Genomic DNA, 25806 nt, shown 5'->3' with positions numbered 1-25806 from the left:
CTGTGTCCGAAGCCGCATCCACCACCGTCACCTCGACGGTTCCCCTGTCGATCCGGCGGACACTGGCACCGAACCGCCGCGGACCCGGTGACCCCACCTATGCGACACCGGACGACGGTTCGCTGTGGCGGACCTCGGCGATGCCGTCGGGGCCGGTGACCTATCGACTGGTCCAGAGCGGTCGATACGAGGTGCAGTGCGAGGCGTGGGGTCCCGGCGCGGCGGAGTTCCTACCCACCGCCCCCGCGCTGGTGGGTGCTCTGGACGACCCGTCGGGATTCGCCCCCGAGCACCCGATCCTGAAGGAGGCGCACCGGCGCCTGCCCGATCTGCGGATCGGGTCGACCGGTCGGGTGATGGAGGCGCTGTTCCCGGCGATCCTGGAGCAGAAGGTGCACGGCATCGCCGCCTTCGCATCGTTCCGGCGACTGGTTCGGGCGTTCGGCGAACCAGCTCCGGGTCCGGCGCCGGGCGGTATGCGGGTGCCGCCGACCGCGGAGATCCTGCGGCGAGTGCCGTCGTGGGAGTTCCATCGAGCGGGCGTGGACCCCAAGCGGGCGCGGGCGGTGGTGACGGCGGCGGCCGTGGCCTCCCGACTCGAGGAGGCGTCGGGGATGGACCGGGCGGCTGCGCGGTCGCGCCTGGAAGCGGTACCGGGTATCGGAGTGTGGACGTCGGCTGAGGTGGCGCAGCGCGCGTTCGGGGATTCCGACGCCCTGTCGGTGGGCGACTACCACCTGGCGTCGATGCTCGGCTGGACTCTGCGGGGCGCGCCGATGACCGACGACGAGATGGTGGAGTACATGGCTCCACTTCGGCCCCACCGCTACCGCGCCGTGCGACTGATCGAGGCGAGCGGAACGGCCGTCAAACCTCGATTCGGACCCAAGACCGAGTTCACCGACCACCGCGGACGGTGATCGGAATAGTTCTCGGCCGATCACGGTTGTGAGGTAAGTTGTAGCTTCAACTTTATTGGAGGTTCCCATGGCCATCACCCGCCTCAACCACGCAGTGCTCTACGTGCGCGACGCCACCCGCAGCGCAGCGTTCTACACCGAGGTTCTCGGGTTCTCGGTGGTGCACAACCTGGGTGGTCGCGCCATCTTCCTTCAGGCCGCCAATTCGGAGAACGACCACGATCTCGGGCTGTTCAGCATCGGCGAGCAGGCCACTGCGAGCCCGGCCGGACGATCGAGCGTCGGGCTGTATCACCTGGCCTGGCAGGTGGCCACCCTCGCCGACCTGGTCGAGACCGAACGCCGCCTGCGTGAGGCCGGCGCGCTCGTCGGCGCATCCGACCACAGCACGTCCAAGAGCCTGTACGGCCGCGACGTCGACGGTATCGAGTTCGAGATCGCGTGGTTCGTGCCGCTGAACCTGATCGACGACGCGGTCCTGGACAAGCGCACCACCATCGCCCCGCTCGACCTCGACGCGGCAATCGCCCGCTACGGCGCGGACACCGTCAGCGTCTGACAGGAAGACACCGTCAGCGTCTGACAGGAAAGGCACCGTCAGCGTCTGACAGGACGCTCAGGCCCGCAGGTACGCGATGTCGTCGGGGATCCCCTCGGCGGGTGTCTCCAGGATCAGGGGGGCACCGCTGCTGCGGGCCACCTCGGCGAGAACAGCAGCGTCGATGGTGCCGGAGCCGAGGTTGGCGTGGCGGTCACGCGCGGAATCGAACTCATCGCGTGAGTTGTTCAGGTGCACCAGGTCGATGCGGCCGGTGATCGCGGTGATCCGCTCGACCACCCCGATCAGGTCCTCACCGCCTGCCCAGGCATGGCAGGTGTCGAGGCAGAACCCCGCACCGAATTCACCGACGGCGTCCCACAGTCGGGCAATGTCGTCGAAGCGCCGGGCCATGGAGAAGTCGCCGCCCGCGGTGTTCTCGATCCAGATCGGGACGTCGAACCCACCCTCGTCAGCTTGCCGTTCGAACAGCTTGCGCCAGTTGGCAATTCCATCGTCGACGCTCTCACCGGCGCGCACGTGCCCACCGTGCACCACCAGGCCCAGCGCACCGATCTCGGCGGCTGCGGTTGCCTGCTGAGAAAGGGCCTTGCGGGACGGGATGCGAATCCGATTGTTCAGGCTGGCCACGTTGATCACGTACGACGAATGCACCACCACGTCGACGTCGGAGGCGGCGATGGCCTCGAGGCCCTCGTCGATGACGGGTTCGTTCCACTTCTGCGGATCGGTGAGGAACAGCTGAACGAGGTCGACGCCGAACTCGTGTGCATCGGCCAGCGGGGCCTCGGAACTGCGGACGTGTGCACCGATACGCATGAACTACAGCCTAATCGGAGTCCTCACGCTGCCCTTCCTCACGCTCTCCGGACGCACGCTCCCCGAGTTCCTCGACCAGAACACGCTGCACCACGCGCATGGCCGCCAGGGCCGCGGGGGCGCCGCAGTACCCGGCCGCGTGCAACACCGCCTCGACGATCTCCTCGCGCTCGAGGCCGTTGCGCAGGGCGCCCCGCACGTGGCCACCGAGCTCCTCCTCGCCGCGCAGAGCGATCAGCATGCCGATGTTGAGGAGGCTGCGGCTGCGGCGATCGAGTCCGGGGCGTGTCCACAGCGAACCCCAGACGTGCTCGGTGACGTATCGCTGAAGCGGCTCACCGTCGGTGCCACGGTTGCGCTCGAGGGCTCGGTCGACGAACTCGTCGCTCATCACCTCACGGCGCACGGCCAAACCCTCATCGAACAGATCGCCGCCGAACGTATCGCTGCCGACTGCGCTCATCGGATAGTCACCACGACCTTGCCTGCGGCCGAACGGTTCTCGAGCGAGGCGATCGCCTCGGCGGCCCGCTCGAGCGGATACAGCACCGGATCGGGAGCGGAGAGCGCACCGGATGCGTAGAGCTGGTGTAGCTGCTCCCACTGCTCGGCGGGGTATTTCGGTCGCGGCATCAACCAGGCACCCCAACCCACGCCGACAACCTCGATGTTGTTGAGCAGCAGGCGATTGACCTTCACCGTGGGAATCTCACCGCCGGTGAAGCCGATCACCAGCAGCCGCCCATCAGGGCCGAGCGAACGCAGGCTGTCGGTGAACCGATCCCCACCGACGGGATCGACCACGATGTCCACCCCGGCACCGCCGGTCAGCTCCGTGACCTTCTCCCGCCACCCGTCGAGCATCACCACGTCGGTTGCTCCCGCTGCGCGAGCGGTGTCGGCCTTCTCCGGCGAACTCACCACGGCGATCGTCCGTCCGGCTCCGAGCGCGGGCGCCAGCCGCAGGGCCGACGTGCCGATGCCACCGGCGGCGCCGTGCACCAGCACCGTCTCGCCGCGAGCGAGGCGACCGCGCTGGGCGAGCGCGAAGTGCACGGTGAGGTCGTTGAACAGCAGGCCGGCGCCGGCGGCGAAGGACACCGTGTCCGGCAGCGCGAACACCAGGTCCTCGGTGAGGACCGCCGTCTCGGCCATGCCGCCGCCGTACCCGGTCAACCCCATCACGCGATCGCCGGCCGACACGCGCGAACCCGCGGGGGCCACGCGAACCACACCGGCGACCTCGCTGCCCGGCACGAACGGAAGGGGCGGCTTGTACTGGTAGAGGCCTCGACTGAGGAGGGCATCGGGGAACGCGACGCCCGCTGCATGAACGTCGACCACGATGCCCGACTCGGGGATCTGCGGCTCGGGAACGTCGGTGACGGTGATGGACTGCGGACCATCGAGGGTGCTGACCAGGGCTGCGCGCATGACATCGACCTCTCGGAGCTGACCTCTCGGAAACGACTTCGTGCGGTGCGGGCTCTCACCGCGCCGCAGATGACCCTAGACCTGCCGGCGCCCCGCCGAACCGCGGCTCGCGGCGCGCCGATGAACTCATCGCAACAGCGCCGATCAACTCGTCGCAATAGCGCCGATCAGCGGCAGCACGTCCGCAGCAGGTACGGGGGCACCGATGAAATAGCCCTGGGCACTGTCGCATCCGAGCGCCCGCAACGCAGCGAGGGTCTCGGCGTCCTCCACGCCTTCGGCCACCACGGTCAGGCCCAGGCTGCGGGCCAGATCCACGGTGGACGAGACGATCGCAGCGCTCACCGGATTGCGTGTCATCCCCGTCACGAAGGCCCGGTCGATCTTGAGTTGCTGGACGGGGAGCACGTCGAGGTACGCCAGGGAGGTGTAGCCGGCGCCGTAGTCGTCGATCGCCAGCGAGACCCCGATTGCTCGCAACTGCCGCAGTGCCACGATGGAGCTGGCGGGATCGAGCATGGCGGAGGTCTCGGTGACCTCGAGCACCAGGCCCGACGGTGGTACCCGGTGCCGGGTGAGAGCGTCTCGAACCTGTTGCGGCAGAGTCGGATCGACCAGATTGCGGGCGGAGAGGTTCACCGCCACCACGGCCTCGAGTCCGATACGCCGCCACTGTCGGCACTGAGCGAGCGCGGCGTCGATCACCCACGCGGTGATGGCCGGCATCAGCGAGGTCTGCTCGGCACTGGGCAGGAACGCATCCGGGTTGAGCAGTCCCACCTGGGGGTGCTGCCACCGCAGCAGGCATTCGAGCTTCGCCGCCTCGCCGGTGCGCAGGTCCAGGAACGGCTGGAAGTGCAACACCAGCTGATCCGAGCGCACCGCGAGAGACAGATCGCTCATCAGGCGCAGCTGATCGCGACGGTCGACGTCCATCTCGCGGTCGTAGACAGCCAGTCGAGGCTGGCGCAGCTTGGCCTCGGTCGCAGCCAGATGGGCGTGCTGAAGCAGCACGTCCGCCGCAGGTGACCCGCTCTCCGGGAAGTCGCCCAGGAAGGCGATACCGACGGTCACGTCCAGCGTGAGATCGATGTCGTCCAGCTCGATCGGCACACCCATCGAGCTCTGCACCGTCCGCGCGAGGCCGACCACCGCGGCCGCCGTCGTGCATCGGTCGAGAATGACGGCGAACTCGTCACCGCCGAGGCGCGCCACGAGCAGCACATCACCCACGGGCGGGGACATTCCCGGTCGACCCGGAGCTGCGTGGGCGGTGGTGGCGGCGATCCGATCACCGACGCTCACGAGGATGCGGTCGCCGACGGTGTAGCCGAAGGTGTCGTTGATGTCGGAGAAGCGGTCGATGTCGAAGACCATCAGCGCCGCGATGCCCCCGTACTCCCGCGCGGCCAGCGTGCCGAGGATCTCGTCGAGGCGACGGCGATTGCCCAGCCCGGTCAACGCGTCGGTCAGCGACGACTGCTGCAGTTCTCTCGCCGCCCCGCGCAGGCGAGCGAGCATGAGGAACCCTCGCGCCGAGGACAGGCCGGAGAGCACGATCGAGGCGACGACGATCACCGTGCCCCAGTCCCGGAGCGGCGTTCCGCGCACCAGTTCGATGGCCATCACCACGGGCGCCACGAAGAGGGCCGCGCTCAGCAGGACCACGCGCGCCGAGCTGAGGCTGATGCGCGACGGCGGCGTCACCGCAGGACGCGCTGCCGGCGAGCGTGGAGGTTCGAGAGTGGCGACCGCCATCATCGCGTACCCGGTCGTTCCGAGGATGGAGAACACCACCGTGTTCTCCAGCGGTTCGCTGAACCCGATCGCGTTGAACAGGTAGTACGAGAGCAGAACGAGGAACAACCCACCCATGAGCACGGTGGTGGCCGGGGAGACCTCGCGGATCTGGCGGTAGAGGAACGCGGCGAGCACCATGCAGAACAAGTCGACATGTGCGAACAGCACCAACGGGGCCGCGCCGAACTCGTAGCGCCAGACGTTGTCGATGGGCACCACGTAGATCCACGTCAGCAGCCCCAGTCCGACGGAGATGACACCCGCCTCGAGCAACTCCGCAACGCCGGTGCGACGTCGGCTCCCCACCGCGAGGATCGATCCGACCACAGCCGCGTACCCCAACGCCAGGATCGAGTAGCTCAGCCACGCCAGCCTCGAGTCGGGCTTGTTGGTACCCCACACGGTGAAGAGCCACCCACCGGTCACCCAGAGCGTCCCAGCGGTGGAGAGCAGCCGTCCGGCGCGGGCATCGGAGGTCCAATTCCTCCGAGTGCCGAACCACATCACGCCCACGGCGATGGTGTCCACCAGCACGAACACGATTCGGGTCTCGGTCACGACGAAAATCAGATAGGTCCCCAGGCCGATGACGGCAGGCACCCAGAATCGCCAACCGGTCATCATGACAGTGCCCGTGTGCCTCTCGCCCGACCCTCTACCGTCCTCGCCAATCGCTCCTGGTGGCAGCGATCCGACCGGTGGTATCGATCCGACCGGTAGTCACGATTCGACACTGGCGACGTGAGCAGATGGTAACTGTCACACACCGACCGTGCGCGCGGGCCGCTGACACCGAGGACTTCTCACCACAGGCCGCATCCGACTCACCGCCCTCGCACTCTGCGCAGCCGCAGGACTGGCGCACAATATGCGGATGGACGTCGCACCCAGCACGCAGTACCCGGAGTCGGGAACCGCACCGCTGCGTGGGACCCTGCGTGCGCACCGCAAGGCAGAACGGCGCGCGCAACTGCTGCGCGCAGCGGCCACGTTGGTGGCCGAACGCGGATTCCACGGCGTGCGCCTCGAGGATCTCGGCGCGGCGGTCGGGGTCAGCGGACCGGCGGTGTACCGACACTTCCACAGCAAGGAAGCCGTGCTGGTGGAGCTTCTGGTCGGAATCTCGCGCACCCTGCACGACGGCGGCCACCACGTTGTCGCCACGAACCCCGACCCGGCCGACGCGGTGAGCGCCCTCGTCGACTTCCACCTGCAGTTCGCTCTGTCGTCTCCGGACCTGATCGGCGTTCAGGGTCGAGAGTTCGCCTCCCTGCCTCCCGACGCGCAGTCCACCGTGCGGCGTCTGCAGCGCGAATACGTGGAGATGTGGGTCGAGCAGCTGTGCGCCCTCGATTCGCATCGCTCCGCCGAGCAGGCGCGCGTGTGCGCTCACGCCACGTTCGGGCTGTTGAACTCGACCCCCTATTCCATGGGCCGAGCCGACGACGGCACGATGGAGGCCACACTGCGGGCGATGGCCCTGTCCGCGCTGGGTCTGCCCAGTTCCTGAACACGAGAAGAGGATCCACATGAGCACCACGTCGGTCATCGTCGCCGGAGCCCGTACCCCGATCGGACGGCTCATGGGGTCACTGGCGAGCCTGTCCGGCGCCGAGCTCGGTGGCATTGCCATCGCGGGAGCGCTCGAGAAGGCCGGCATCTCCGGTGACGCAGTGGACTACGTGATCATGGGCCAGGTCCTCACCGCCGGAGCCGGTCAGATGCCCGCGCGTCAGGCCGCCGTCAAGGGTGGGATCCCGATGTCGGTGCCGGCGCTGACCATCAACAAGGTCTGTCTCTCCGGTCTCGACGCCATCGCGCTCGCGGACCAACTCGTTCGCGCCGGCGAGTTCGAGGTGGTGGTCGCGGGCGGGCAGGAGTCGATGACGCGGGCACCGCACATGCTCGAGAAGTCGCGCGCCGGCTTCAAGTACGGCGACGTGACGATGCGCGATCATCTCGCGTACGACGGCCTCTTCGACATCTTCACCGAGCAGGCCATGGGGGCTCTCACCGACACCTCGAACAGCCCCGAGCTGAGCAGGCAGGAGCAGGACGAGTTCGCCGCGGCCTCGCACCAGCGCGCTGCGGCGGCGTGGAAGAACGGTGTGTTCGCCGACGAGGTGGTCCCGGTGTCGATTCCTCAGCGCAAGGGCGATCCGGTGGTAGTGACCGAGGACGAGGGCATACGCGCGGACACCACTGCCGAGACACTGGCCCGTCTGCGTCCGGCGTTCTCCAAGGACGGCACGATCACCGCCGGCAACGCCTCGACGATCAACGACGGCGCTGCGGCCGTGGTGGTGATGAGTAAGGAGAAGGCGCAGTCGCTGGGCCTGTCCTGGATCGCCGAGATCGGTGCGCACGGGGTGGTGGCCGGTCCCGACTCGACGTTGCAGCAGCAACCTGCCAACGCGATCGCCGCCGCGTGCGCCAAGGAGGGCATCGAGCCGTCGACCCTGACGCTGGTGGAGATCAACGAGGCGTTCGCCGCGGTGGGAATCGAATCCACCCGAGCACTCGGACTGGACCCGGCCGTGGTCAACGTCAACGGAGGTGCGATCTCGCTCGGCCATCCGCTGGGGATGTCAGGTGCCCGCATCGTGCTGCACCTCGCGCTGGAGCTGTCGCGACGCGGCGGGGGTGTGGGCGCGGCGGCGCTGTGCGGCGGCGGCGGGCAGGGTGACGCTCTGATCCTGCGGGTGTAGCTCCGCTCGCGCCGGTGCCGGATGTTCGTGTTCTCGTCACGTGGAAAGCCCTTGCCGCGCCACATGTGTGCCCGGTAGCGTTCCTGGTGTGTTGCTCCAGGTGCTCGTAGTACGCCGCCGCAGCGGGGTCTGATTCGGACCGACCCCTTGCTGCGGGTCGTCTGCGTGCTCGTCGGTCCTCCCTCCGCTCCCGGAAGTCGATCCACGATGTCCACTACCCTGCATCCCGCCGCCCTCCACCCCAACGCCCTTCCCGGTTCGACGCCGTTGCCGCCCGGCCTACGCGAGGAGGCTCGGTCGCTGTCGATGGCCGAGTTCGCCGACGTCTACTCCGCCGCGCCCGGTCCCGTGAGACTCGGGAACATCACGGCGGTCGGTGTCGGCGGCGGTCGACAGAGGGTCTGCGCAACCCTGACCATTCGCGATCGGGTTCATCGAGCCACGACCATTGCGTACGGGCCTGTCGAGGCGGTCACCGACATGCTCTACCGGGCCGGTGTCCACGTCGAGATCCTCTCGTTCCATCAGCTGCGTACCGAGTCCGGCGTCGCCACGTTCCTGCGCGCCCGTACCGGCGCTCGGACGGCCTGGGCGTACGGCCACGGCGCCGACGGCGTCGAGTCCTCCGCCCGGGCGATCGTGGCCGGCGCCAACCGGACCGCGCCCGGCGCCACCGGGTAACAGCCACCTCGTCGACGGTCCGGCCCTGATCGCACGATCGGGGCTGGACCGCATCGTCGTGTCGGGTTATCGTTACTTGCATTAATCAATAATTCGGAGGCGGTGCCGTGCTGACGAACAGCAATCCTCGTTATTCGGTGGACCACCCGCGCTACAAGTGGGTGGCACTGTCGAACACCACGCTCGGCGTGCTGATGGCCACCATCAACAGCTCGATAGTTCTGATCTCGTTACCGGCGATCTTCCGGGGTATCGGACTCGACCCCCTCGCCCCGGCCAACGTGAGCTACCTGCTGTGGCTGCTGATGGGATATCTCCTCGTCACCGCAGTGTTCGTGGTCCCGTTCGGCCGCCTCGGCGACATTCACGGCCGGGTCAGCATCTACAACCTCGGGTTCCTCGTGTTCACCGCAGCGAGCGTCGCCCTGTGCCTCGAACTGTTCGACGGTGGGGCCGGGGCCCTGTGGATGATCGCGTGGCGCGTGGTGCAAGGCGTCGGCGGAGCCATGCTCATGGCCAACTCGTCTGCCATCCTCACCGATGCCTTCCCCGCCGATCAGCGCGGCATGGCGCTGGGTATCAACGGCGTCGCCGCAGTTGCGGGCTCGTTCCTGGGCCTGCTGATGGGTGGTGTTCTGTCCGAGTGGAACTGGCGGGCAGTGTTCTGGGTGAGTGTCCCGATCGGGATCATCGGCACCGTGTGGGCCTACCGGTCGCTGCACGACACCGGAGGCACCGGCCGGGGCGGACTCGACCCGTGGGGCCTGCTGACGTTCTCCATCGGATCCATCTCACTGCTCACCGGCATCACCTACGGAATTCAGCCCTACGGCGACTCGCCGACCGGGTGGACCAACCCGATGGTGCTGCTCGCCGTATTCGGGGGCCTGGCGACACTCGCGCTGTTCTGCTGGGTGGAAACGCAGGTACGGGAGCCGATGTTCGAAATGGAGTTGTTCCGCAACCGGGCCTTCGGACTGGGCAACCTTGCAAGCCTGATGGCGTCCATCGGTCGCGGTGGGCTGCAGTTCATGCTCATCATCTGGCTGCAGGGCATCTGGCTTCCCCTGCACGGATACGACTTCGAATCGACCCCCCTCTGGGCCGGCATCTACCTGCTCCCCCTCACGGTGGGTTTCCTCGTCGCCGGTCCGATCTCCGGTCACCTTTCCGATCGGTACGGCGCTCGACCCTTCGCCGTCGGCGGGTTGGCACTGGTCGCGGTCACCTTCGTGATGCTGCTGCTGATCCCGGTGGACTTCGACTACTGGATCTTCGCCATCCTGATCTTCCTCAACGGCGTCGGTTCCGGTCTGTTCTCCTCGCCGAACGCAGCGGCGATCATGTCGAGCGTTCCGGCTCATCAGCGAGGGTCGGCATCGGGTATGCGGGCCACCTTCTTCAACGCCGGTTCGGCTCTGTCCATCGGAATCTTCTTCTCCCTGATGGTGGCCGGGCTCGCACGTTCGCTCCCCGACGCACTGCGCACCGGGTTGACCGGACAGGGTGTGCCCGGTGACATCGCCGAGCGCGTCGCCGACCTGCCGCCCGTGGGCTCGCTGTTCGCCGCGTTCCTCGGGTTCAACCCGGTCGAGCGTTTGCTCGAGCCCAGCGGAACCCTCGGCCGACCTGGTGTGAACGCCGATGAACTCACCGGACAGCAGTTCTTCCCGAGCCTGCTCTCGGGTCCGTTCCACGCCGGCCTGACGGTGGTGTTCCTGGTCGCGGCCGCACTGATGGTGATCGGAGCAGTGGCCTCGGCCCTCGCCGGCGGACGGTACGTACACGGACAGGCGGCCGACCCCACAGGACCTGCCCGTGACACCGACGCGGGGCGGTCGGGTGAACTTCAGACAGTGGGCTCAGGACAGCAGGCGCGCGAGCGCGTCGTCCCATAGCCGATCGCGAACGGCGTCGTATCTGCGACGCGCGAGCCACATGATCGTTGCCGCAGCACCCGCTGCGACGATCATCGTCGTTGCGAACGCGGCGAACATCAGCACCACCACGTCCGACCGAGTCGCCGGTGGCCGAGTGAGCGCGCCGGCATCGTCGACGCTGATCATCGTCGTGCTCCCAGCGGGCGAGCCGGTGGGCACGAGTATGCGACCGGAGTGCTGCACGCCCTGGTAGCTCCACGTGGCGGTCACCGTGGGCGAGGAGACCGTGTCCGATCCGGATGCGGGGAAGCCGGGGGCGTCGGCGGTGGTGGTCGCGGTCACCGAATGCACCGATCGGGCGATCTCGACGGCCGCCGCCTGCTGATCGGATTCGATGACCAGCGACAACCACAGTGCGAACGGCACCGCAGTCAGCACCGCCAGGATCAGCACGCGGCGCAGCCGGGCCTCGGCACGATCGACCGGCCGCTCGAGGGAGGTGGCCGCCGGGATACCGAGAACGTCGTCGGCGGACCGTGGGAACTCCCACCACTGCCCGTCGTTGCCGTGTGCGCCGCTGCCGCCGATCGCCATGCCGAACCACCTCTCGCGAAACCTCAGGGTGGGGGCGCGACCAGCAAGATCACAACGGAAGTTGGGCGGCGTCACACGTGTTTGCGGTCACCCTGCGCGAGCGGTCAGAGGCCTTCGACGTACAGCCAGGCCCCGTCCGTGCGGGTGAACAGGCTGTTCTCCTGCACGGAGAACTCCCGCCCCGCGCGCCCGCCGGCGTCGCGGAAGAACGCTTCGAACTCGACGGTCCCCCGAGTGTGCATGAACCCGCCGCCGGTGGTGGAGAGCACCTTCAGCCGCGTCCATCGTTGGCGCGGGTCCAGGTCGAGCCGGCGCGGACGCGTCGTCGGATGCCAGGTGCGCAGCAGGTGGCCGGTGTCGCCGATCGCGTATGCGGTGAACCTAGAGCGCATCAGCCGCTCCGCCGTGGGAGCGACGAGGGTGCCGTCGAGAATCGGCCCACAGCACTCGTGGTGATGAACCCCTGAGCAGCAGGGGCAGCCGACCGGTGTGATGGACACCGCAGAATCCTAGCGATAGTCGAGAATTGGACTTCTCGGTTAACGACCATTAGCCTAGTTTCAGTTATCCATCATTAACGGGAGGGTTCCGTGAGCGCCGCCGTGACTGCAACGACCCGCCGTGAGCAGCACACCGCGCTCGTGGACGAGTTGCGCAGCAAGCTCGCCGCCGCCGCCCGCGGTGGCAGCGAATCCGCGCGCCGACGGCACCTGGACCGCGGCAAACTCCTCCCACGCGATCGCGTCGACACCCTCCTCGATCCCGGCTCTCCGTTCCTCGACCTCGCACCGCTGGCTGCGGACGGGATGTACGACGGCCAGTGCCCTGGCGCCGGACTGATCGCCGGGATCGGCCGGGTGGCCGGACGCGAATGCGTGATCGCCGCCAACGACGCCACGGTCAAGGGCGGCACCTACTACCCGATGACCGTCAAGAAGCACCTGCGTGCGCAGGAGATCGCCCTGCAGAACCACCTGCCGTGCATCTACCTCGTCGACTCCGGCGGAGCGTTCCTGCCCCGCCAGGACGAGGTGTTCGCCGATCGGGAACATTTCGGGCGCATCTTCTTCAACCAGGCCACGCTCAGCGCACGCGGGATCCCCCAGATCGCGGCAGTACTCGGCTCGTGCACCGCGGGAGGTGCGTACGTCCCCGCGATGTGCGACGAGTCGATCATCGTGCGCAACCAGGGCACGATCTTCCTCGGGGGGCCGCCGCTGGTGCGCGCCGCGACCGGCGAGGAGGTCACGGCCGAGGAACTCGGCGGCGGCGATCTGCACTCGCGCACATCGGGAGTGGTCGATCACCTCGCCGACGACGACTCGCATGCACTCGAGATCGTGCGCTCGATCGTCGCGACACTGGCTCCCCCGGTCTCCTACAGCGCCCCCGTGGCCGCCCCCGTCCCGCCGCACCGCGAGCCCGACACCGTGTACGACGTGGTTCCCGTCGATCTGCGCACCCCGTACGACGTGCACGAGGTGATCGCCACGATCGTCGACGCCGGCAGCATCGAGGAGTTCAAGGCCCGTTACGGCACCACCCTGGTCACCGCCTTCGCCCGCATCGACGGCCGACGGGTGGGGATCGTGGCCAACAATGGTGTGCTGTTCGGCGAATCCGCGCTCAAGGGAGCGCATTTCGTGCAGCTGTGCGACAAACGCGAGATTCCGCTGGTGTTCCTGCAGAACATCACCGGATTCATGGTGGGGCGCGAGTACGAGGCCGCGGGTATCGCCAAGCACGGCGCGAAAATGGTGACCGCGGTGGCGTGCGCGCGCGTACCGAAATTGACCGTGGTGATCGGCGGCTCCTACGGCGCGGGCAACTACTCGATGTGCGGTCGGGCGTACTCACCGCGGTTCCTGTGGATGTGGCCGAACGCTCGCATCTCGGTGATGGGCGGCGAGCAGGCCGCCGCGGTGCTCACCACGGTGGCCGCCGACGCCGAACACATTCGCGAGCAGTACGAGCGCCAGGGCAACCCGTACTACTCGACAGCAAGGCTGTGGGACGACGGTGTGATCGCACCTGCCGACACCAGAGATGTTCTCTCACTGGCTCTCTCGGTGTGCGCGAACGCACCGCTCGACCCGGTGTCCAACGGCGTCTTCCGAATGTGAGCGGGTGAGATGGCACCGATGTTCGACACCGTACTGGTGGCCAACCGCGGCGAGATCGCGGTGCGGATCACCGCGACCCTGCGGCGCCTGGGCATCGGCTCGGTCGCGGTGTACTCCGACGCCGACGCCGACGCCCGCCACGTGCGCGAAGCCGACGCCGCCGTCCGACTCGGGCCCGCACCCGCCCGCCTCAGTTACCTCGACATCGACGCGGTGATCGCTGCGGCCGTGCGCACCGGCGCCGCCGCGATCCATCCGGGATACGGATTCCTCTCCGAGAATCCCGCGTTCGCTCGCGCGTGCGCCGCGGCGGGCATCGTCCTGATCGGTCCCTCGGTGCACGCTCTCGAGATCATGGGCGACAAGATCGCCGCCAAGACCGCCGTCGCAGCCGCCGGGGTTCCCGTCGTTGCGGGCGTCGCACGCCCCGGTCTGAGCGATTCCGACCTGATCGCTGCCGCGGTCGACATCGGCTTCCCCGTGCTGGTCAAGCCGTCGGCGGGTGGCGGCGGCAAAGGGATGCGCCGGGTGAGCGCACCCGACGAGTTGCCCGCCGCGCTGGTCGGCGCCCGGCGCGAGGCGGCGGCGTCGTTCGGCGACGACACCCTGTTCCTCGAACGCTGGGTCGACACGCCGCGCCACATCGAGGTGCAGGTGATGGCGGACGCGCACGGTTCGGTGATCCACCTCGCCGAACGCGAGTGCAGCCTCCAGCGTCGGCACCAGAAGGTGATCGAGGAGGCGCCCTCCCCGCTCCTGGACGCGCACACACGCGAGGTGATCGGCGCGGCCGCATGCGCCACTGCCCGCAGCGTCGACTACCGCGGTGCGGGCACGGTGGAGTTCATCGTCTCCGCTCGCAGACCGGACGAGTTCTTCTTCATGGAGATGAACACCCGTCTTCAGGTCGAGCATCCGGTCACCGAGGCCGTCACCGGGCTCGATCTGGTCGAGTGGCAGCTGCGGATCGCGGCGGGCGAGCCACTGCCGTTGTCGCAGAAGCAGATCACTCTCACCGGCCACGCCGTCGAAGCCCGCGTCTATGCCGAGGATCCCGGCCACGACTTCCTCCCGACCGGCGGCACGGTGATCGAGATGATCGAACCGACCGGCGTTCGCGTGGATTCGTCCCTGGCGGTGGGGTCGAAGGTCTCGAGCGACTACGACCCGATGCTGGCGAAGGTGATCGCCCACGGTGCCACCCGCGCAGACGCACTCGATGCTCTCGATCGTGCCCTCGCCGGAACGGCGGTGCTCGGTGTACGGACCAACGTCGACTTCCTGCGAGCCCTGCTCGCAGACGGTCGAGTGCGAGCCGGAGAACTGGACACCTCCCTTCTCGACGACGTCGCCGCGCGGTACGTCCCGTCGACACCGCCGGACCTCGCGCTGATCGCCGGGGCGATGCACCTTGTCCACGGGAGAGGCGTACCTGCCCGCTCGCCCTGGCAGCGCACCGACGGGTGGCGCCTCGGCGGGTACGCGAGCACACGGGTCCACCTACGCGGATCGGACGGCGACGTCGAGGTGCGCCTGACCGGACCGGCCACGAACTGCACCGTTGCGGTGACCGGGCAGTCGGCCGGGGAACGCGAGTATCACGTTCGCGCCGCGGGCCCCGATCTGATCCTGGACGGCATCCGGTGCCCCGCTCGTGTCGCCGCGACCGACGCCGAGTTGTGGGTGCACGTCGACGGCGGCGACCACCGCCTGACGGTGGTTCCCCGTCGACGACCGGGCGCCGGGACCGCCGACGTCGGCACGAGCGTCATCAGCCCGATGCCCGGCACGGTGATCGACGTTCCGGCGGCGACCCGTGCGCGCGTCGAAGCCGGGGATCCCGTGGTGGTGGTCGAGGCGATGAAGATGGAACATGTTCTGCGCGCACCTGTCTCGGGCATCGTCACCATCGCCGTCGTCCGCGGCGATCGCGTCACCGTCGACCGGGTCCTCGCCACCGTCCACCCCGAACAGACCCCGCCGAGCAGCATCTCACCGAACACACCGGAGGATTCCCGATGAGCACCATGTTGACCGACGAGCTCGTACTGCTGAAGAAGACGGTGGCCGACTTCGCGGATACCGTCGTCGCTCCGGTCGCCGCCCATCATGACGCCACGCGCACCTTCCCCTACGACGTGGTTCGCCAGATGGGGGAGATGGGGCTGTTCGGGCTGCCCTTCCCCGAGGAGTACGACGGCATGGGCGGGGACTACTTCGCGCTGTGTCTGGCCATCGAGGAACTCGCTCGCGTCGATCAGAGCGTCGCGGTGACCCTCGAGGCCGGAGTGGGTCTGGGCGCGATGCCGATCCACCGCTTCGGCACCGACGAGCAGAAGCGGCAGTGGCTGCCGCAGTTGACCACCGGTCGAGCGCTCGCCGGTTTCGGCCTCACCGAAGCCGGCTCCGGCAGCGACGCCGGCGCACTGCGCACCACCGCCAGGCTCGACGGCGACAGCTGGGTGATCAACGGCAGCAAGCAGTTCATCACCAACTCCGGCACCGACATCACCGCCTTCGTGACCGTCGCGGCGGTGACGGGCACCGACGCGTCGGGGCGCCGGGAGATCTCGACGATCATCGTGCCCACGGACACCCCGGGTTTCACGGCCGGGCCGTCCTACGACAAGGTCGGCTGGAACGCCTCGGACACGCACCCGCTGAGTTTCGACGACGTCCGGGTTCCGGCGGAGAACCTGCTGGGTGTGCGCGGACGCGGATACGCGAACTTTCTCAGCACTCTCGACGAGGGGCGCATCGCAATCGCCGCGCTGGCCGTCGGTGCGGCGCAGGGTTGCGTCGAGCAGTCGGTGGCCTACGCCAATCAGCGCACCGCGTTCGGCCGTCCCATCGGCGCCAACCAGGGCATCTCGTTCAAGATCGCGCGGATGGAGGCACGTGCCCACACCGCCCGCACCGCCTACTACGACGCCGCGGCACTGATGCTCGCCGGCAAGCCCTTCAAGAAGGCCGCGTCAATCGCCAAGCTCGTGGCCAGCGAAGCGGCCATGGACAACGCCCGTGACGCCACGCAGATCCACGGCGGCTACGGGTTCATGAACGAGTACCCCGTGGCCCGGCACTACCGGGACAGCAAGATCCTCGAGGTCGGCGAGGGCACCAGCGAGGTACAGCTGATGTTGATCGCGCGCGAGCTGGGCGTGTGAGCGTGGACGAACCCGTTCGACCGTCCGTAGGGTGAGAGCGGTGCGTATCCCGATTCTGCGCCGGCCGTCATGAACGGAGCCGCGTGGCTGTTCTGCCCAGCCGATCGGCCCGAGCGGTTCGCCAAGGCCGCCGCTGCGGCGGACACGGTGATCCTCGACCTCGAGGACGCGGTGGCGCCGGGTGCCCGCGAGCAGGCGCGCCGCAACCTGGTGGACACGCCGCTCGATCCGGCGCGCACGGTGGTGCGCGTCAATGCCCACGGCACCGAGGATCTGGCCCTCGATCTGGCCGCCCTCGATGCAACCCCGTACACGACGGTCATGCCGGCCAAGGCCGAGAGCGCCGAGTTCGTGGCATCGTTGGCTCCGCGGTCGGTGGTCGCGCTGATCGAGACCCCACTGGGCGTGCTGCGCGCCGAGGAGATCGCTGCGGTGCCCAACACGGCGGGACTGATGTGGGGTGCCGAGGATCTGGCCGCCGGGCTCGGGGGCCGCTCGTCCCGACGCCCGGATGGCGCGTACACGCATGTGGCGCAACATGTTCGATCACAGGTGCTCTTGGCCGCCCGGGCACACGGGAAGTTCGCCCTCGACGCTGTGCACGTCGACATCAGCGACACCGACGCGCTCGCGGCCGAGGCGACCGACGCGGTGACCGCAGGCTTCTCCGGGACGGTGTGCATCCACCCGTCACAGGTCGCGGTGGTTCGCGCGGCCTACCGACCCACCGACAGTGAGATCGACTGGGCACGTCGGGTGCTCGCGGCCGCGGAGAACGGTGGCGCGGTGTTCACGTTCGACGGGGCGATGGTCGATGCGCCCGTGCTGGCCCGGGCCCGAGCCGTTCTCGCCCGCGCGGAGTGACACGACCACATCTGCACGGAGTGACACGACCACATCAGCACGGAGTGACGCGACCACACCCGAACGGAGTAACACGACTGTCACCTACTCGGCGCGCATGGGTGCCCCGCTGCACCTAGTGTGCGACGCGAAGGCGCCACCCCACCCCCGGGGCCCGCGCTGCTCGCCGAGGAGGCCACGATGCCCGAGGGTCACGATCTACCGGAGCTGACCGAGGACGAGAAGTTGCTCGCGACTCTCGGGTACACCCAGGAACTCGACCGGACGTGGTCGGGGTTCAGCAACTTCGCCATCTCGTTCTCCATCATCTCGATCCTGGCCGGATGCTTCACCTCCTTCGGTCTCGGCTGGAACAACGGCGGACCAGCCGCCATCGCCTGGGGTTGGCCGATCGTGGCGGCGCTGATCCTGGTGATCGGTCTGTGTCTGTCCGAGCTGGTCTCCGCGTACCCGACGTCCGGCGGAATCTACTGGTGGGCCGCCAAACTCGGCGGAGCCAAAGCGGGGTTCTACACCGGCTGGCTCAACCTGATCGGCCTGCTGGCCATCGTGGCGTCCGTGGCCTACGGATGCGCCACGTTCCTCGACATCACCATCAGCACCTTCAGCGAGAGCTGGTTGGCGGGCTACAGCCTGACGCGAGTATTCCTACTGTTCATCGTGATTCTCGCCATCGGGGCCACGGTCAACATCTTCTCCAGTCATCTGCTCGCCGTGATCAACAACGTGTCCGTGTGGTGGCACGTGTTCGGCGCCGCCGCGGTGATCGCGATCCTCATCGTCGTACCCGAGCGGCACGCCTCCCTCTCGGACGTCTTCGCCAAGACCATCAACAACAGCGGGATGTTCTCCGGTCAGACGTCGGGGTGGGGCTGGTTGCTGTTCGTGCTGCCGATCTCCGCCATCCTCACGCAGTACACGATCACCGGGTACGACGCCTCCGCCCACCTGTCCGAAGAGACACGCAGCGCCGCCGACGGGGCCGCGAAGGGAATCTGGCGATCGATCTTCTACTCGGCCATCGGCGGCTGGATCCTGCTGCTGGCCTTCCTGTTCGCGGTGCAGGACTCCGACGCGGTCTCCAAGGGCGGCGGCGGTGTCGCGGTGATCTTCGCGCAGGCGATGAGCTCCGGCTGGGTGGGCACGGTGCTGCTGATATCGACAGCGGGGCAGTTCTTCTGCGGGGTTGCGTGCATGACAAGCTCGTCGCGGATGCTCTACGCGTTCTCCCGTGACCGCGCAGTCCCCGGTCACCGTCTCTGGGCCACCCTGAACTCGAAGAAGGTCCCTGCCAACGGGGTACTGCTGTCGGCGGCCGTCGCGATCGTGATCACGCTCCCCGCCCTGGTGGCCGTGGACGTCAACGGCGCCCCTGTCCCGGTGGCCTTCTTCGCCGTCGTCTCCATCGGTGTGGTGGGGTTGTACCTGGCGTTCGCGGTGCCGATCTTCTACCGGTGGAAGGCGGGCGCGTCGTTCGCCGTCGGCAGTTGGAATCTGCGCGGACATCACCGCTGGATGGCGCCGCTGGCGCTGGTCGAGATTGCCGTGACCTCGATCATCGCCCTCTTCCCGACGTCGCTCGGTGGCATGCCATGGGATCCGAGCTTCGAGTGGAAGTTCGTGAACTACACCCCGCTGGTGGTGGGCGGCACGCTGATTCTGCTGTGGATCTACTGGCACGCCTCGGTCAAGAACTGGTACACCGGTCCCGTCCGAACCACCCCCGAGGGCGTCGACGCGTCGACATAATTGGCCGATGGCGTCACCGTTCGACATCAAGAAGGCGCGGCGCGATCTGTATGCCCCGCGCGCGGACCGGTTCACGATCGTCGACGTGCCCGCCATGGCGTACCTCATGGTGGACGGGCGGGGCGATCCCAACACCTCGGCGGCCTACGCGACGGCGGTGAAGAACCTCTACGGGGCGTCGTACTCCGTTCGGGCCGTCGCCTCTCGGGAACTCGGGGCCGTCCACACCGTCGGCCCGCTCGAGGGCCTGTGGTGGGCACCGGACATGAGCGTCTTCCACACCCGCGCCAAGCAGGAGTGGAGCTGGACCATGATGATCGTGCAGCCGGACACCGTGACTGCGCCGATGGTCGAGCGGGCGCTGGAGGCGAAGTCGATCCCGCCGACGGCCGTGCGCTTCGAGTGCCTGGACGAGGGACGGTGCGTGCAGATCCTGCACGTCGGTAGCTACGACGACGAGGGGCCCACCATTGCCCGCCTCCACGAGCAGTTCCTGCCGGAGAACGGTCTCGAGCCCACCGGCCACCATCACGAGATCTATCTCAGCGATCCGCGGCGAGTGGAGCCGGCGAAGCTCAAGACCATCCTCCGCCAGCCCGTACGCCCCTGTGCTGGATAGGAACTGTGTGCGATAACCACCGCTCAGCGACGGATATCGCACACACTCACCCCTGGATCAGGCCCAGGGCGGTCACGGCGTCGCGTTCGGCTTCGAGTTCTGCCACGGAGGCGTCGATCCGGGCACGCGAGAAGGCGTCGATCTCGAGCCCGTCGACGATCTCCCACGCGCCCCCGACCGAGCGAACGGGGAACGAGGAGACGATCCCTTCGGGCACGCCGTACACACCGGGCGACGGCAGGGCCACCGACGTCCAGTTCTCGGCCGGGGTTCCCCTAACCCAGTCGTGGACATGGTCGATCGCTGCGTTGGCCGCCGACGCCGCCGACGACGCGCCCCGCGCCTCGATGATGGCCGTCCCGCGCGCGGCGACCGTGGGGATGAACTGCTCGGTGAGCCATGCGGTATCGGCGGCGAGCTCCGATCCCGGGGTTCCGGCGATGTCGGCGTGGAAGATGTCCGGGTACATCGTCGGGGAGTGGTTGCCCCAGATGGTCACCCGGGAGATCTCCGCGGTGGAGACCTCGGCGCGCACGGCGAGCTGCGCAAGGGCGCGGTTGTGATCGAGTCTGGTCATGGCGGTGAACCGCTCGCGCGGAATGCTCGGCGCGTGGGCCGCCGCGATGGCCGCATTGGTGTTGGCCGGGTTACCCACCACCACGATCCGAACGCCGTCGGCGGCTCCCGCCTCGAGAGCAGCGCCCTGCGGGCCGAAGATCTGCCCGTTCGCCTCGAGCAGGTCCGCCCGCTCCATGCCTTTCGTGCGGGGGCGTGCACCGACCAGCAGCGCCACGTCCACCCCGTCGAACGCCGCGCGTGCGTCGTCGAAGATCTCGATGGACGACAGCAGTGGGAACGCACTGTCCTGCAGCTCCATCGCGGTGCCCTCGGCTGCGCGCACAGCAGCCGGGATCTCGAGTAGCCGCAGTGCCACCGGTGTGTCCGGGCCCAGCATCGAACCGGCTGCGATGCGGAACAGGGCGGCGTAGCCGATGTTCCCGGCGGCGCCGGTCACCGTCACGGTGGCCGGGATGCGTGCTGGCATGGGTTCTCCTTCGAGCGGGCGTCGCGATCATGTACAACGCTAACCGATGGCCGCCGACGCTACGGTGAAGCAATGACCGTCCCTGCTGTCGACTCCACACCCACACCGCCCTCACGACTGCGCCGACGGATCGCCGTCGTGGCCTCTGCAGTAGCTCTGCTGCTGGTGGCTGCGGTGGGGATCGTCTCCCTGATCGGCGGATCGGACTCCACGCCCACGGTCGCTCTGGTCAACGAGGACACCGGCGTCAGCGTTCCTGCGGTCGGCAACTCCCCGGCCACCACGGTGCGGGCAGGGGCCGATCTGATCACTCAGCTGAAGGAGTCCGACGCCTTCCGCTGGTCGGATCAAGCGGGCGGCGACGCGATCGCTACCATCACCATCCCGGCCGGATTCTCGACCGCACTCGCCTCCGCCGAGGGACCCGCTCCCGTTCAGGCGCAGGTGCGGGTGGACTACGCCTCCACGCGCACCGACCGCGACGAGGCGACGCTCACCGCTGTGCTCGACGCAGCCAGTACCCGCACGTCGAGCACCGGCATCAAGGGCCTGCTCCAACGCACGGCGCGGGCCAGGGCCATGCTGCAGCAGGCTGTCCTGCCCGCCCAGATCCTGGCGACGGCCACCGGCTCTGCAGGCCAGCAGGGTCAGCAGCTCCTGGGCAGCGTCGATCAGTTCCTGCCGTTCCTGCAGACCGCCAGTGAGGGCGCCGACCAGCTGGTCAGCGCTGCGGGCAGCGTCTCGCGTCTGGTCGACGGCGCACGCCGGCCCACGGCGCAACTGGCCGCGCGGCTGAACCAGTTGGGTGTGACCATCGGCGATGTCACCCGCGGCGCCGCTCAGCTCGGCGGCATGCTCGAGCAGGTGCAGAACCTGCTCACCAGCAACGGCCTGGACGCTCGACCGGTGGCGCAGACCCGTTCGGATCTCGAGTTGGCGAGCTCGCAGCTCTCGTCCTTCACCACCCTCCTCGGCAGTGGTCCCGACACCGAGCTCGGCGACGCCGTGCAGAACGGATTCGACCAGTTGGCGTCGGTGTCGGACCAGCTCTCCACGGCGGGCTCGACGCTGCAGTCGGCAATCGGTCCCATCGCCGCGCAGGCGCCGGCGCTGCTCGGCGGGAGCAAGGATCAGATTCTCGGCGCAATCGATCAGTTGAAGAACGTCTCGGCGTCCCTGAACCAGCAGCTGAGCGCCGGTGTGGCGGCCATCCCGAACCCGCAGGGCAAGACGCAGGACGCGCTGGCGACGGTTCTCAGCGAACCGATCACGGTTGCGTACGCCGGCCCGCCGCAGTCCGACGGGTTCCTCGCCGCACTGACCTCGGCGCGCACGGTCGCGATCGTGTTCGGGGTGATCATCGTGATCCTGGCGGTGCTGCTCGCACTGCAGACTCGCGCGCGCCGAGCGAACTAGGACGGCCGTCGGACAACCCGTCGATTATCGACGCCGCCACACCCACAACTCGTCGGGCGCGGTAGCCGGCACACACCCGTGGGCGGCCACTTCCTCGTCGAGGTCGGCCCGGCCGATCAGGTGCGTCACCGACGAGTGTGAGGTCTCCTCGAGTACGCGCTCACCTTCCCGAATCGTGTAGGTCATGGTCCACTCGAGGGTGGTGCCGGACTCGGTCACAGGTCGGGCGGCCGAGGTGGTTTCGTACTGTCGACGGCCCAGTGTCCGGGTGGCCACCCGCGTCGGGCCGATTTTCGCAGGCCGTGAAGGCCACTGTGGGTCGAGCACCAGAACCGCGTCCGAACGCAGCATGGGCAGCCATCGGCTCCAGAGCGCTGCACGGTCGACAGCCGAGAAGTGCGGCAGCACGTGCAGCATCACCACCGCGTCGAGGGCCCCGACATCATCAGGAAGCGTGGCCCTGAGGCCGTCGGCGTCGAGGACGGTCACGGCGGACTCGTAAGGACCACCGACCAGACGAGTGACCAACCCGCATCGCATCGCCGACGACGGCTCGACCGCGAAGACCTCCGAACCCGCTCCCAGACAGTCGGCAATCGCAACGGTGAACGCACCGGTGCCGGAACCGATTTCGACCACGATCCCCCGGCTTGGAAGCACCTTCGCGAGAGCAGCCGATACCGATTCGACAGTCGCCCTGGGGAGGGTCAGCCCGTAGATCGGCGCGAGCGAGTCATAAGTGTCCGCGGGCGACGATAGATGTTCCACAGTTGCTACCGTATCGCACAGTTCGCTCAATTCGATTGTCCTTCAACAATTGTCGAGTACACATATGCGTAGCAATGGATACCGGCTGGGCCGGTCGACGGCTGGTTCCCACTGCGGTAGCGTCCTGTCCCCGACTCAGTCAACACAGCCGACGGGATCCCATGAACAGACGCGAATTCCTGACCGTGGCCTCAGCGGCTGCGGCCGCCCTCGGAGCGGCTGGTGCACTCACCGCGTGCGGCGGCGCCGCCGGCGGAGAGTTCTCCGATCGGCGTATCCGACTAGTGGCGCTGGGCAACCCGGCGGATGTACTCGATCCTGCGACCGCGTCGTCGACGGCGACCTACATCGCTCTGTATGCGGTGTACGAGCCGCTCGTCGCTGTTGTCGACGGGCGAAACGAGTTACAGCTCGCAGAGTCGATCGTTCCCGACGCCGAGGCCCTGGTCTGGACCATCACGATGACCGAAGCCCGGTTCTCCGACGGCAGTGCGGTGGGAGCGGCTGACGTCCTCGCGAGCCTCCGGCACTGTTCGTCGGGCCCGACGCTTGCGAGCTTCTTCACCGACATCGCACTCGATCGAAGTCGCGTAATCGACGATCGACGGCTCGAGCTGGCGCTGGTGCGACCGCGCGCCGACCTTGTCGAGTCGATTCTCCCGTCGGTGTCTCTGGTGATGAAGGACGGTGATCCCGCACGGGGGGTCGGCAGCGGATCGTTCCGTGCGACCGGAGGGTCCGGCACACAGGGCTGGGCTCTGGATCGAGTGGACTCAGCGCGCAGCCGCGCAACGGTCGGCGGGTTGGACATCGTGCCTCTGGCCTCGCCCGACGCCCGTGCGAACGCTCTGACCGACGGGCGCACCGACTTCTCGTACGATCTGAGCCCGACCGGAGCCCGCGCGCTGACCAGTCGACCGGGTGTTGAGATCAGTACCTCTCCCCTGATCGAATCCAAGGCTCTGGCCGTCATTCTGAACACGGCGGTCGCACCATTCGACAACGAGGAGATTCGCACTGCGGCCAAGCTCGTTGTCGACCGGGAAGCTCTGGTACAGAACGTCTTCCAGGGTTACGGGCAGGTGGGGAACGACCTTCTGGGGCTCGGATTCCCCGACTACCCTCGAGGCCTGCCGGATCCGCGCCGTGACGTCGAGCTCGCTCGGGCTCTGTTCGCTCGTGGCGGTGTCACCAACCTGACCCTCGTCGTCGCAGAGGTCACCGCGGGGATCAGCGCGGCGGCGGAGTTGATGGTGTCGCAGTTCGCGGAGGCGGGAGTTGCACTGACCCTGGACACCCGCGATCCGTCGAACTTCTACGCGAACATGTCCGAGCTGGCGACTCTGCCTATGTTCACCTCGTACTACGTCAATCGATCGACGTCGTCGGCGTTACCATTCATGACGGGATCGTCAGGGTTCTTCAACCTCAGCCGTTTCGGGAACGCGGATTACGACCGAGCGCTCCAACAGATCTCTGTGGAGGTGGATCCCGGAATCCGACAGTCCCGTCTCGACGAGGTCGCTGCGACGGCGCGGGCTCGTGGTGGCGATCTCATCTGGGGTTTCCAACAGGTGATCATGGGTCGAACGAACGGTCTTCACGGCGTCGAGGTGCTCCAGTCGTCGCCGCGGTTCGCGCGAGCTGCGTTCGCCTGACATGGCCAGGAAACACTGCTGGTCGGTGCTCGCGCGCACCAGCGTCACACTCGTGCTCGCCGTCCCACTGGTCTACTGGTCGGTGGCATCGCTGAGAGGCGACGCAGCGACACAATCGTTGTCGACCACATCAGCGACTGTTCTGGACGAGCGCCGGGCGGCACTCGGCCTCGACCGGCCGATCGTGGAACGGTTCGGACACTGGCTGGCTGGACTCGTCACTGGAAACCCGGGCACCACTGTCGACACCGGCATTCCTGTGGCCACCTTGATGGCGAAACCGTTGGTCAACTCGCTCGTTCTCGCGGCGACTGCGCTGATACCCGCAGCACTGCTGGGCGTTGTCGCTGCGGTCATCGTCGGCACACGCCCTGGCGGCAAGCCCGATCGAGCAGTGTCGACGGTCGCATCCGTAGTTCTTGCGATCCCTGAATTCGTGACCGCGACCGTGCTCATCGTCGTTCTCTCCCTGTGGGCACGAGTGCTTCCCGCCGTCTCGACTGTGGGACCCGGCCTGTCGCCCTGGGACAGACCTGCGTCGATGGTTATCCCTGCAGCGACGCTGGCCGTGGTGGCGGGATCGCTCGTGGTTCGTCTGGGGCGCGTCGTGATTGCCGATCAATCGGGGCGCCCGCATGTCGAGGCGGCACGTCTGGCAGGTCTGCCCGCACGCGTGGTCATCCTTCGGCATCTGCTTCCAGGTGCAGTGGCGCCGTTGGCTCAGGTTTTCGCCTCGCTGATCCCGTTCGCCGTCGCGGGTGCCGTGGTCGTGGAGAACGTCACCGGATACCCGGGCGTCGGCACGGTCCTCACGTCTCGGCTGGCCGCGCGCGATGTCGACGCCACGAGCACCATCACGATGGTCCTCGCCGTCATCACCGCTGCGGGATTCGTGGCGACCGACCTGCTGGCGGGTCGTACGGGCGAGACCAACGTCGGCCGTCGAAGATGAGGTGGGGAGCCAGCCGACGGCGCCCGGCGGTGCGATGGAGCACGACTGTG

General features: G+C 67.9%; 23 protein-coding genes. 15 read left to right on the top strand and 8 right to left on the bottom strand.

Going from position 1 to position 25806, the window contains the following annotated elements:
* Nucleotides 1–2: 2 nt before the first annotated feature.
* Both ACY48E_RS05830 and ACY48E_RS05825 read left to right on the top strand, forming a co-directional pair.
* Nucleotides 3–920 (top strand): DNA-3-methyladenine glycosylase family protein, encoded by a 918-nt coding sequence (locus tag ACY48E_RS05830; protein ID WP_462871162.1) that lies wholly within the window; start codon nucleotides 3–5, stop codon nucleotides 918–920.
* A 67-nt stretch (nucleotides 921–987) separates the two neighbouring features.
* Entirely contained in the window at nucleotides 988–1479 is a 492-nt protein-coding gene (locus ACY48E_RS05825; protein WP_462871161.1) for a VOC family protein, read from the top strand.
* Between the two features lie 57 nt (nucleotides 1480–1536).
* Here ACY48E_RS05825 and ACY48E_RS05820 read toward each other — a convergent pair whose 3' ends face one another.
* The 4 genes from ACY48E_RS05820 to ACY48E_RS05805 all read right to left on the bottom strand — a co-directional run bounded on the left by ACY48E_RS05820 (nucleotide 1537) and on the right by ACY48E_RS05805 (nucleotide 6090).
* Nucleotides 1537–2298 (bottom strand): deoxyribonuclease IV, encoded by a 762-nt coding sequence (locus tag ACY48E_RS05820; RefSeq protein WP_462871160.1) that lies wholly within the window; start codon nucleotides 2296–2298, stop codon nucleotides 1537–1539.
* Between the two features lie 10 nt (nucleotides 2299–2308).
* Nucleotides 2309–2761 carry a carboxymuconolactone decarboxylase family protein gene (locus ACY48E_RS05815; RefSeq protein ID WP_462871159.1) on the bottom strand — a complete coding sequence of 151 codons (453 nt, stop codon included), beginning with the start codon at nucleotides 2759–2761 and terminating at the stop codon, nucleotides 2309–2311.
* Entirely contained in the window at nucleotides 2758–3732 is a 975-nt protein-coding gene (locus ACY48E_RS05810; RefSeq protein ID WP_462871158.1) for an NADPH:quinone oxidoreductase family protein, read from the bottom strand. Before ACY48E_RS05810 ends, ACY48E_RS05815 begins: the two co-directional genes overlap by 4 nt.
* A gap of 144 nt (nucleotides 3733–3876) precedes the next feature.
* Nucleotides 3877–6090, bottom strand: a complete 2214-nt coding sequence (locus ACY48E_RS05805; RefSeq protein ID WP_462871157.1) for a putative bifunctional diguanylate cyclase/phosphodiesterase — start codon at nucleotides 6088–6090, stop codon at nucleotides 3877–3879.
* Between the two features lie 316 nt (nucleotides 6091–6406).
* Between ACY48E_RS05805 and ACY48E_RS05800 the strand changes: the two genes are divergently transcribed.
* From ACY48E_RS05800 to ACY48E_RS05785, 4 genes are all read left to right on the top strand, one after another.
* Nucleotides 6407–7042, top strand: a complete 636-nt coding sequence (locus ACY48E_RS05800; protein WP_462871156.1) for a TetR/AcrR family transcriptional regulator — start codon at nucleotides 6407–6409, stop codon at nucleotides 7040–7042.
* A 19-nt stretch (nucleotides 7043–7061) separates the two neighbouring features.
* Nucleotides 7062–8240, top strand: a complete 1179-nt coding sequence (locus tag ACY48E_RS05795; protein WP_462871155.1) for an acetyl-CoA C-acetyltransferase — start codon at nucleotides 7062–7064, stop codon at nucleotides 8238–8240.
* A 207-nt stretch (nucleotides 8241–8447) separates the two neighbouring features.
* Nucleotides 8448–8921 (top strand): alpha-isopropylmalate synthase regulatory domain-containing protein, encoded by a 474-nt coding sequence (locus ACY48E_RS05790; protein ID WP_462871154.1) that lies wholly within the window; start codon nucleotides 8448–8450, stop codon nucleotides 8919–8921.
* 107 nt (nucleotides 8922–9028) lie between these two features.
* Nucleotides 9029–10819 carry an MFS transporter gene (locus tag ACY48E_RS05785; protein WP_462871153.1) on the top strand — a complete coding sequence of 597 codons (1791 nt, stop codon included), beginning with the start codon at nucleotides 9029–9031 and terminating at the stop codon, nucleotides 10817–10819.
* On the opposite strand, the gene ACY48E_RS05780 is transcribed toward ACY48E_RS05785, so the two are convergent.
* Together ACY48E_RS05780 and ACY48E_RS05775 are read right to left on the bottom strand one after the other, a co-directional pair.
* Nucleotides 10784–11395 (bottom strand): Rv1733c family protein, encoded by a 612-nt coding sequence (locus ACY48E_RS05780; RefSeq protein ID WP_462871152.1) that lies wholly within the window; start codon nucleotides 11393–11395, stop codon nucleotides 10784–10786. The genes ACY48E_RS05785 and ACY48E_RS05780 overlap by 36 nt on opposite strands.
* A gap of 104 nt (nucleotides 11396–11499) precedes the next feature.
* Complete coding sequence (locus tag ACY48E_RS05775; protein WP_462871237.1) at nucleotides 11500–11889, bottom strand: YchJ family protein; 390 nt, start codon at nucleotides 11887–11889, stop codon at nucleotides 11500–11502.
* Nucleotides 11890–11997: 108 nt separating this feature from the next.
* Between ACY48E_RS05775 and ACY48E_RS05770 the strand changes: the two genes are divergently transcribed.
* The 6 genes from ACY48E_RS05770 to ACY48E_RS05745 all read left to right on the top strand — a co-directional run bounded on the left by ACY48E_RS05770 (nucleotide 11998) and on the right by ACY48E_RS05745 (nucleotide 19917).
* Nucleotides 11998–13518 carry a carboxyl transferase domain-containing protein gene (locus ACY48E_RS05770; protein ID WP_462871236.1) on the top strand — a complete coding sequence of 507 codons (1521 nt, stop codon included), beginning with the start codon at nucleotides 11998–12000 and terminating at the stop codon, nucleotides 13516–13518.
* 18 nt (nucleotides 13519–13536) lie between these two features.
* On the top strand, nucleotides 13537–15540 hold the full coding sequence (locus tag ACY48E_RS05765) for an acetyl/propionyl/methylcrotonyl-CoA carboxylase subunit alpha (protein WP_462871151.1): 2004 nt from the start codon (nucleotides 13537–13539) through the stop codon (nucleotides 15538–15540).
* On the top strand, nucleotides 15537–16685 hold the full coding sequence (locus ACY48E_RS05760; protein ID WP_462871150.1) for an acyl-CoA dehydrogenase family protein: 1149 nt from the start codon (nucleotides 15537–15539) through the stop codon (nucleotides 16683–16685). The genes ACY48E_RS05765 and ACY48E_RS05760 overlap by 4 nt, the downstream gene beginning before the upstream one ends.
* 69 nt (nucleotides 16686–16754) lie before the next feature.
* The gene (locus ACY48E_RS05755; protein ID WP_462871149.1) at nucleotides 16755–17549 is read left to right on the top strand and encodes an HpcH/HpaI aldolase/citrate lyase family protein; all 795 of its coding nucleotides are present in this window, start codon (nucleotides 16755–16757) and stop codon (nucleotides 17547–17549) included.
* Between the two features lie 180 nt (nucleotides 17550–17729).
* Nucleotides 17730–19298 (top strand): amino acid permease, encoded by a 1569-nt coding sequence (locus ACY48E_RS05750; protein WP_462871148.1) that lies wholly within the window; start codon nucleotides 17730–17732, stop codon nucleotides 19296–19298.
* Nucleotides 19299–19305: 7 nt separating this feature from the next.
* Entirely contained in the window at nucleotides 19306–19917 is a 612-nt protein-coding gene (locus tag ACY48E_RS05745) for a GyrI-like domain-containing protein (RefSeq protein ID WP_462871147.1), read from the top strand.
* 46 nt (nucleotides 19918–19963) lie between these two features.
* Here the strand turns inward: ACY48E_RS05745 and ACY48E_RS05740 are convergent, their stop codons facing one another.
* On the bottom strand, nucleotides 19964–20962 hold the full coding sequence (locus ACY48E_RS05740; protein ID WP_462871146.1) for a malate dehydrogenase: 999 nt from the start codon (nucleotides 20960–20962) through the stop codon (nucleotides 19964–19966).
* A 72-nt stretch (nucleotides 20963–21034) separates the two neighbouring features.
* Between ACY48E_RS05740 and ACY48E_RS05735 the strand changes: the two genes are divergently transcribed.
* Complete coding sequence (locus ACY48E_RS05735) at nucleotides 21035–22378, top strand: YhgE/Pip domain-containing protein (protein ID WP_462871145.1); 1344 nt, start codon at nucleotides 21035–21037, stop codon at nucleotides 22376–22378.
* A gap of 24 nt (nucleotides 22379–22402) precedes the next feature.
* Here ACY48E_RS05735 and ACY48E_RS05730 read toward each other — a convergent pair whose 3' ends face one another.
* On the bottom strand, nucleotides 22403–23146 hold the full coding sequence (locus ACY48E_RS05730; protein WP_462871144.1) for a class I SAM-dependent methyltransferase: 744 nt from the start codon (nucleotides 23144–23146) through the stop codon (nucleotides 22403–22405).
* Nucleotides 23147–23307: 161 nt separating this feature from the next.
* Between ACY48E_RS05730 and ACY48E_RS05725 the strand changes: the two genes are divergently transcribed.
* Both ACY48E_RS05725 and ACY48E_RS05720 read left to right on the top strand, forming a co-directional pair.
* On the top strand, nucleotides 23308–24804 hold the full coding sequence (locus ACY48E_RS05725) for an ABC transporter substrate-binding protein (RefSeq protein WP_462871143.1): 1497 nt from the start codon (nucleotides 23308–23310) through the stop codon (nucleotides 24802–24804).
* 25 nt (nucleotides 24805–24829) lie between these two features.
* Nucleotides 24830–25756: an ABC transporter permease gene (locus ACY48E_RS05720; protein ID WP_462871142.1), complete on the top strand. Its 927-nt coding sequence runs from the start codon at nucleotides 24830–24832 to the stop codon at nucleotides 25754–25756.
* Nucleotides 25757–25806: the final 50 nt, after the last annotated feature.

Source organism: Rhodococcus sp. AZ1, from assembly GCF_054979605.1.
The sequence above is the reverse complement of the archived record's forward strand: the minus strand, read 5'-3'. Positions and strand labels throughout refer to the sequence as shown.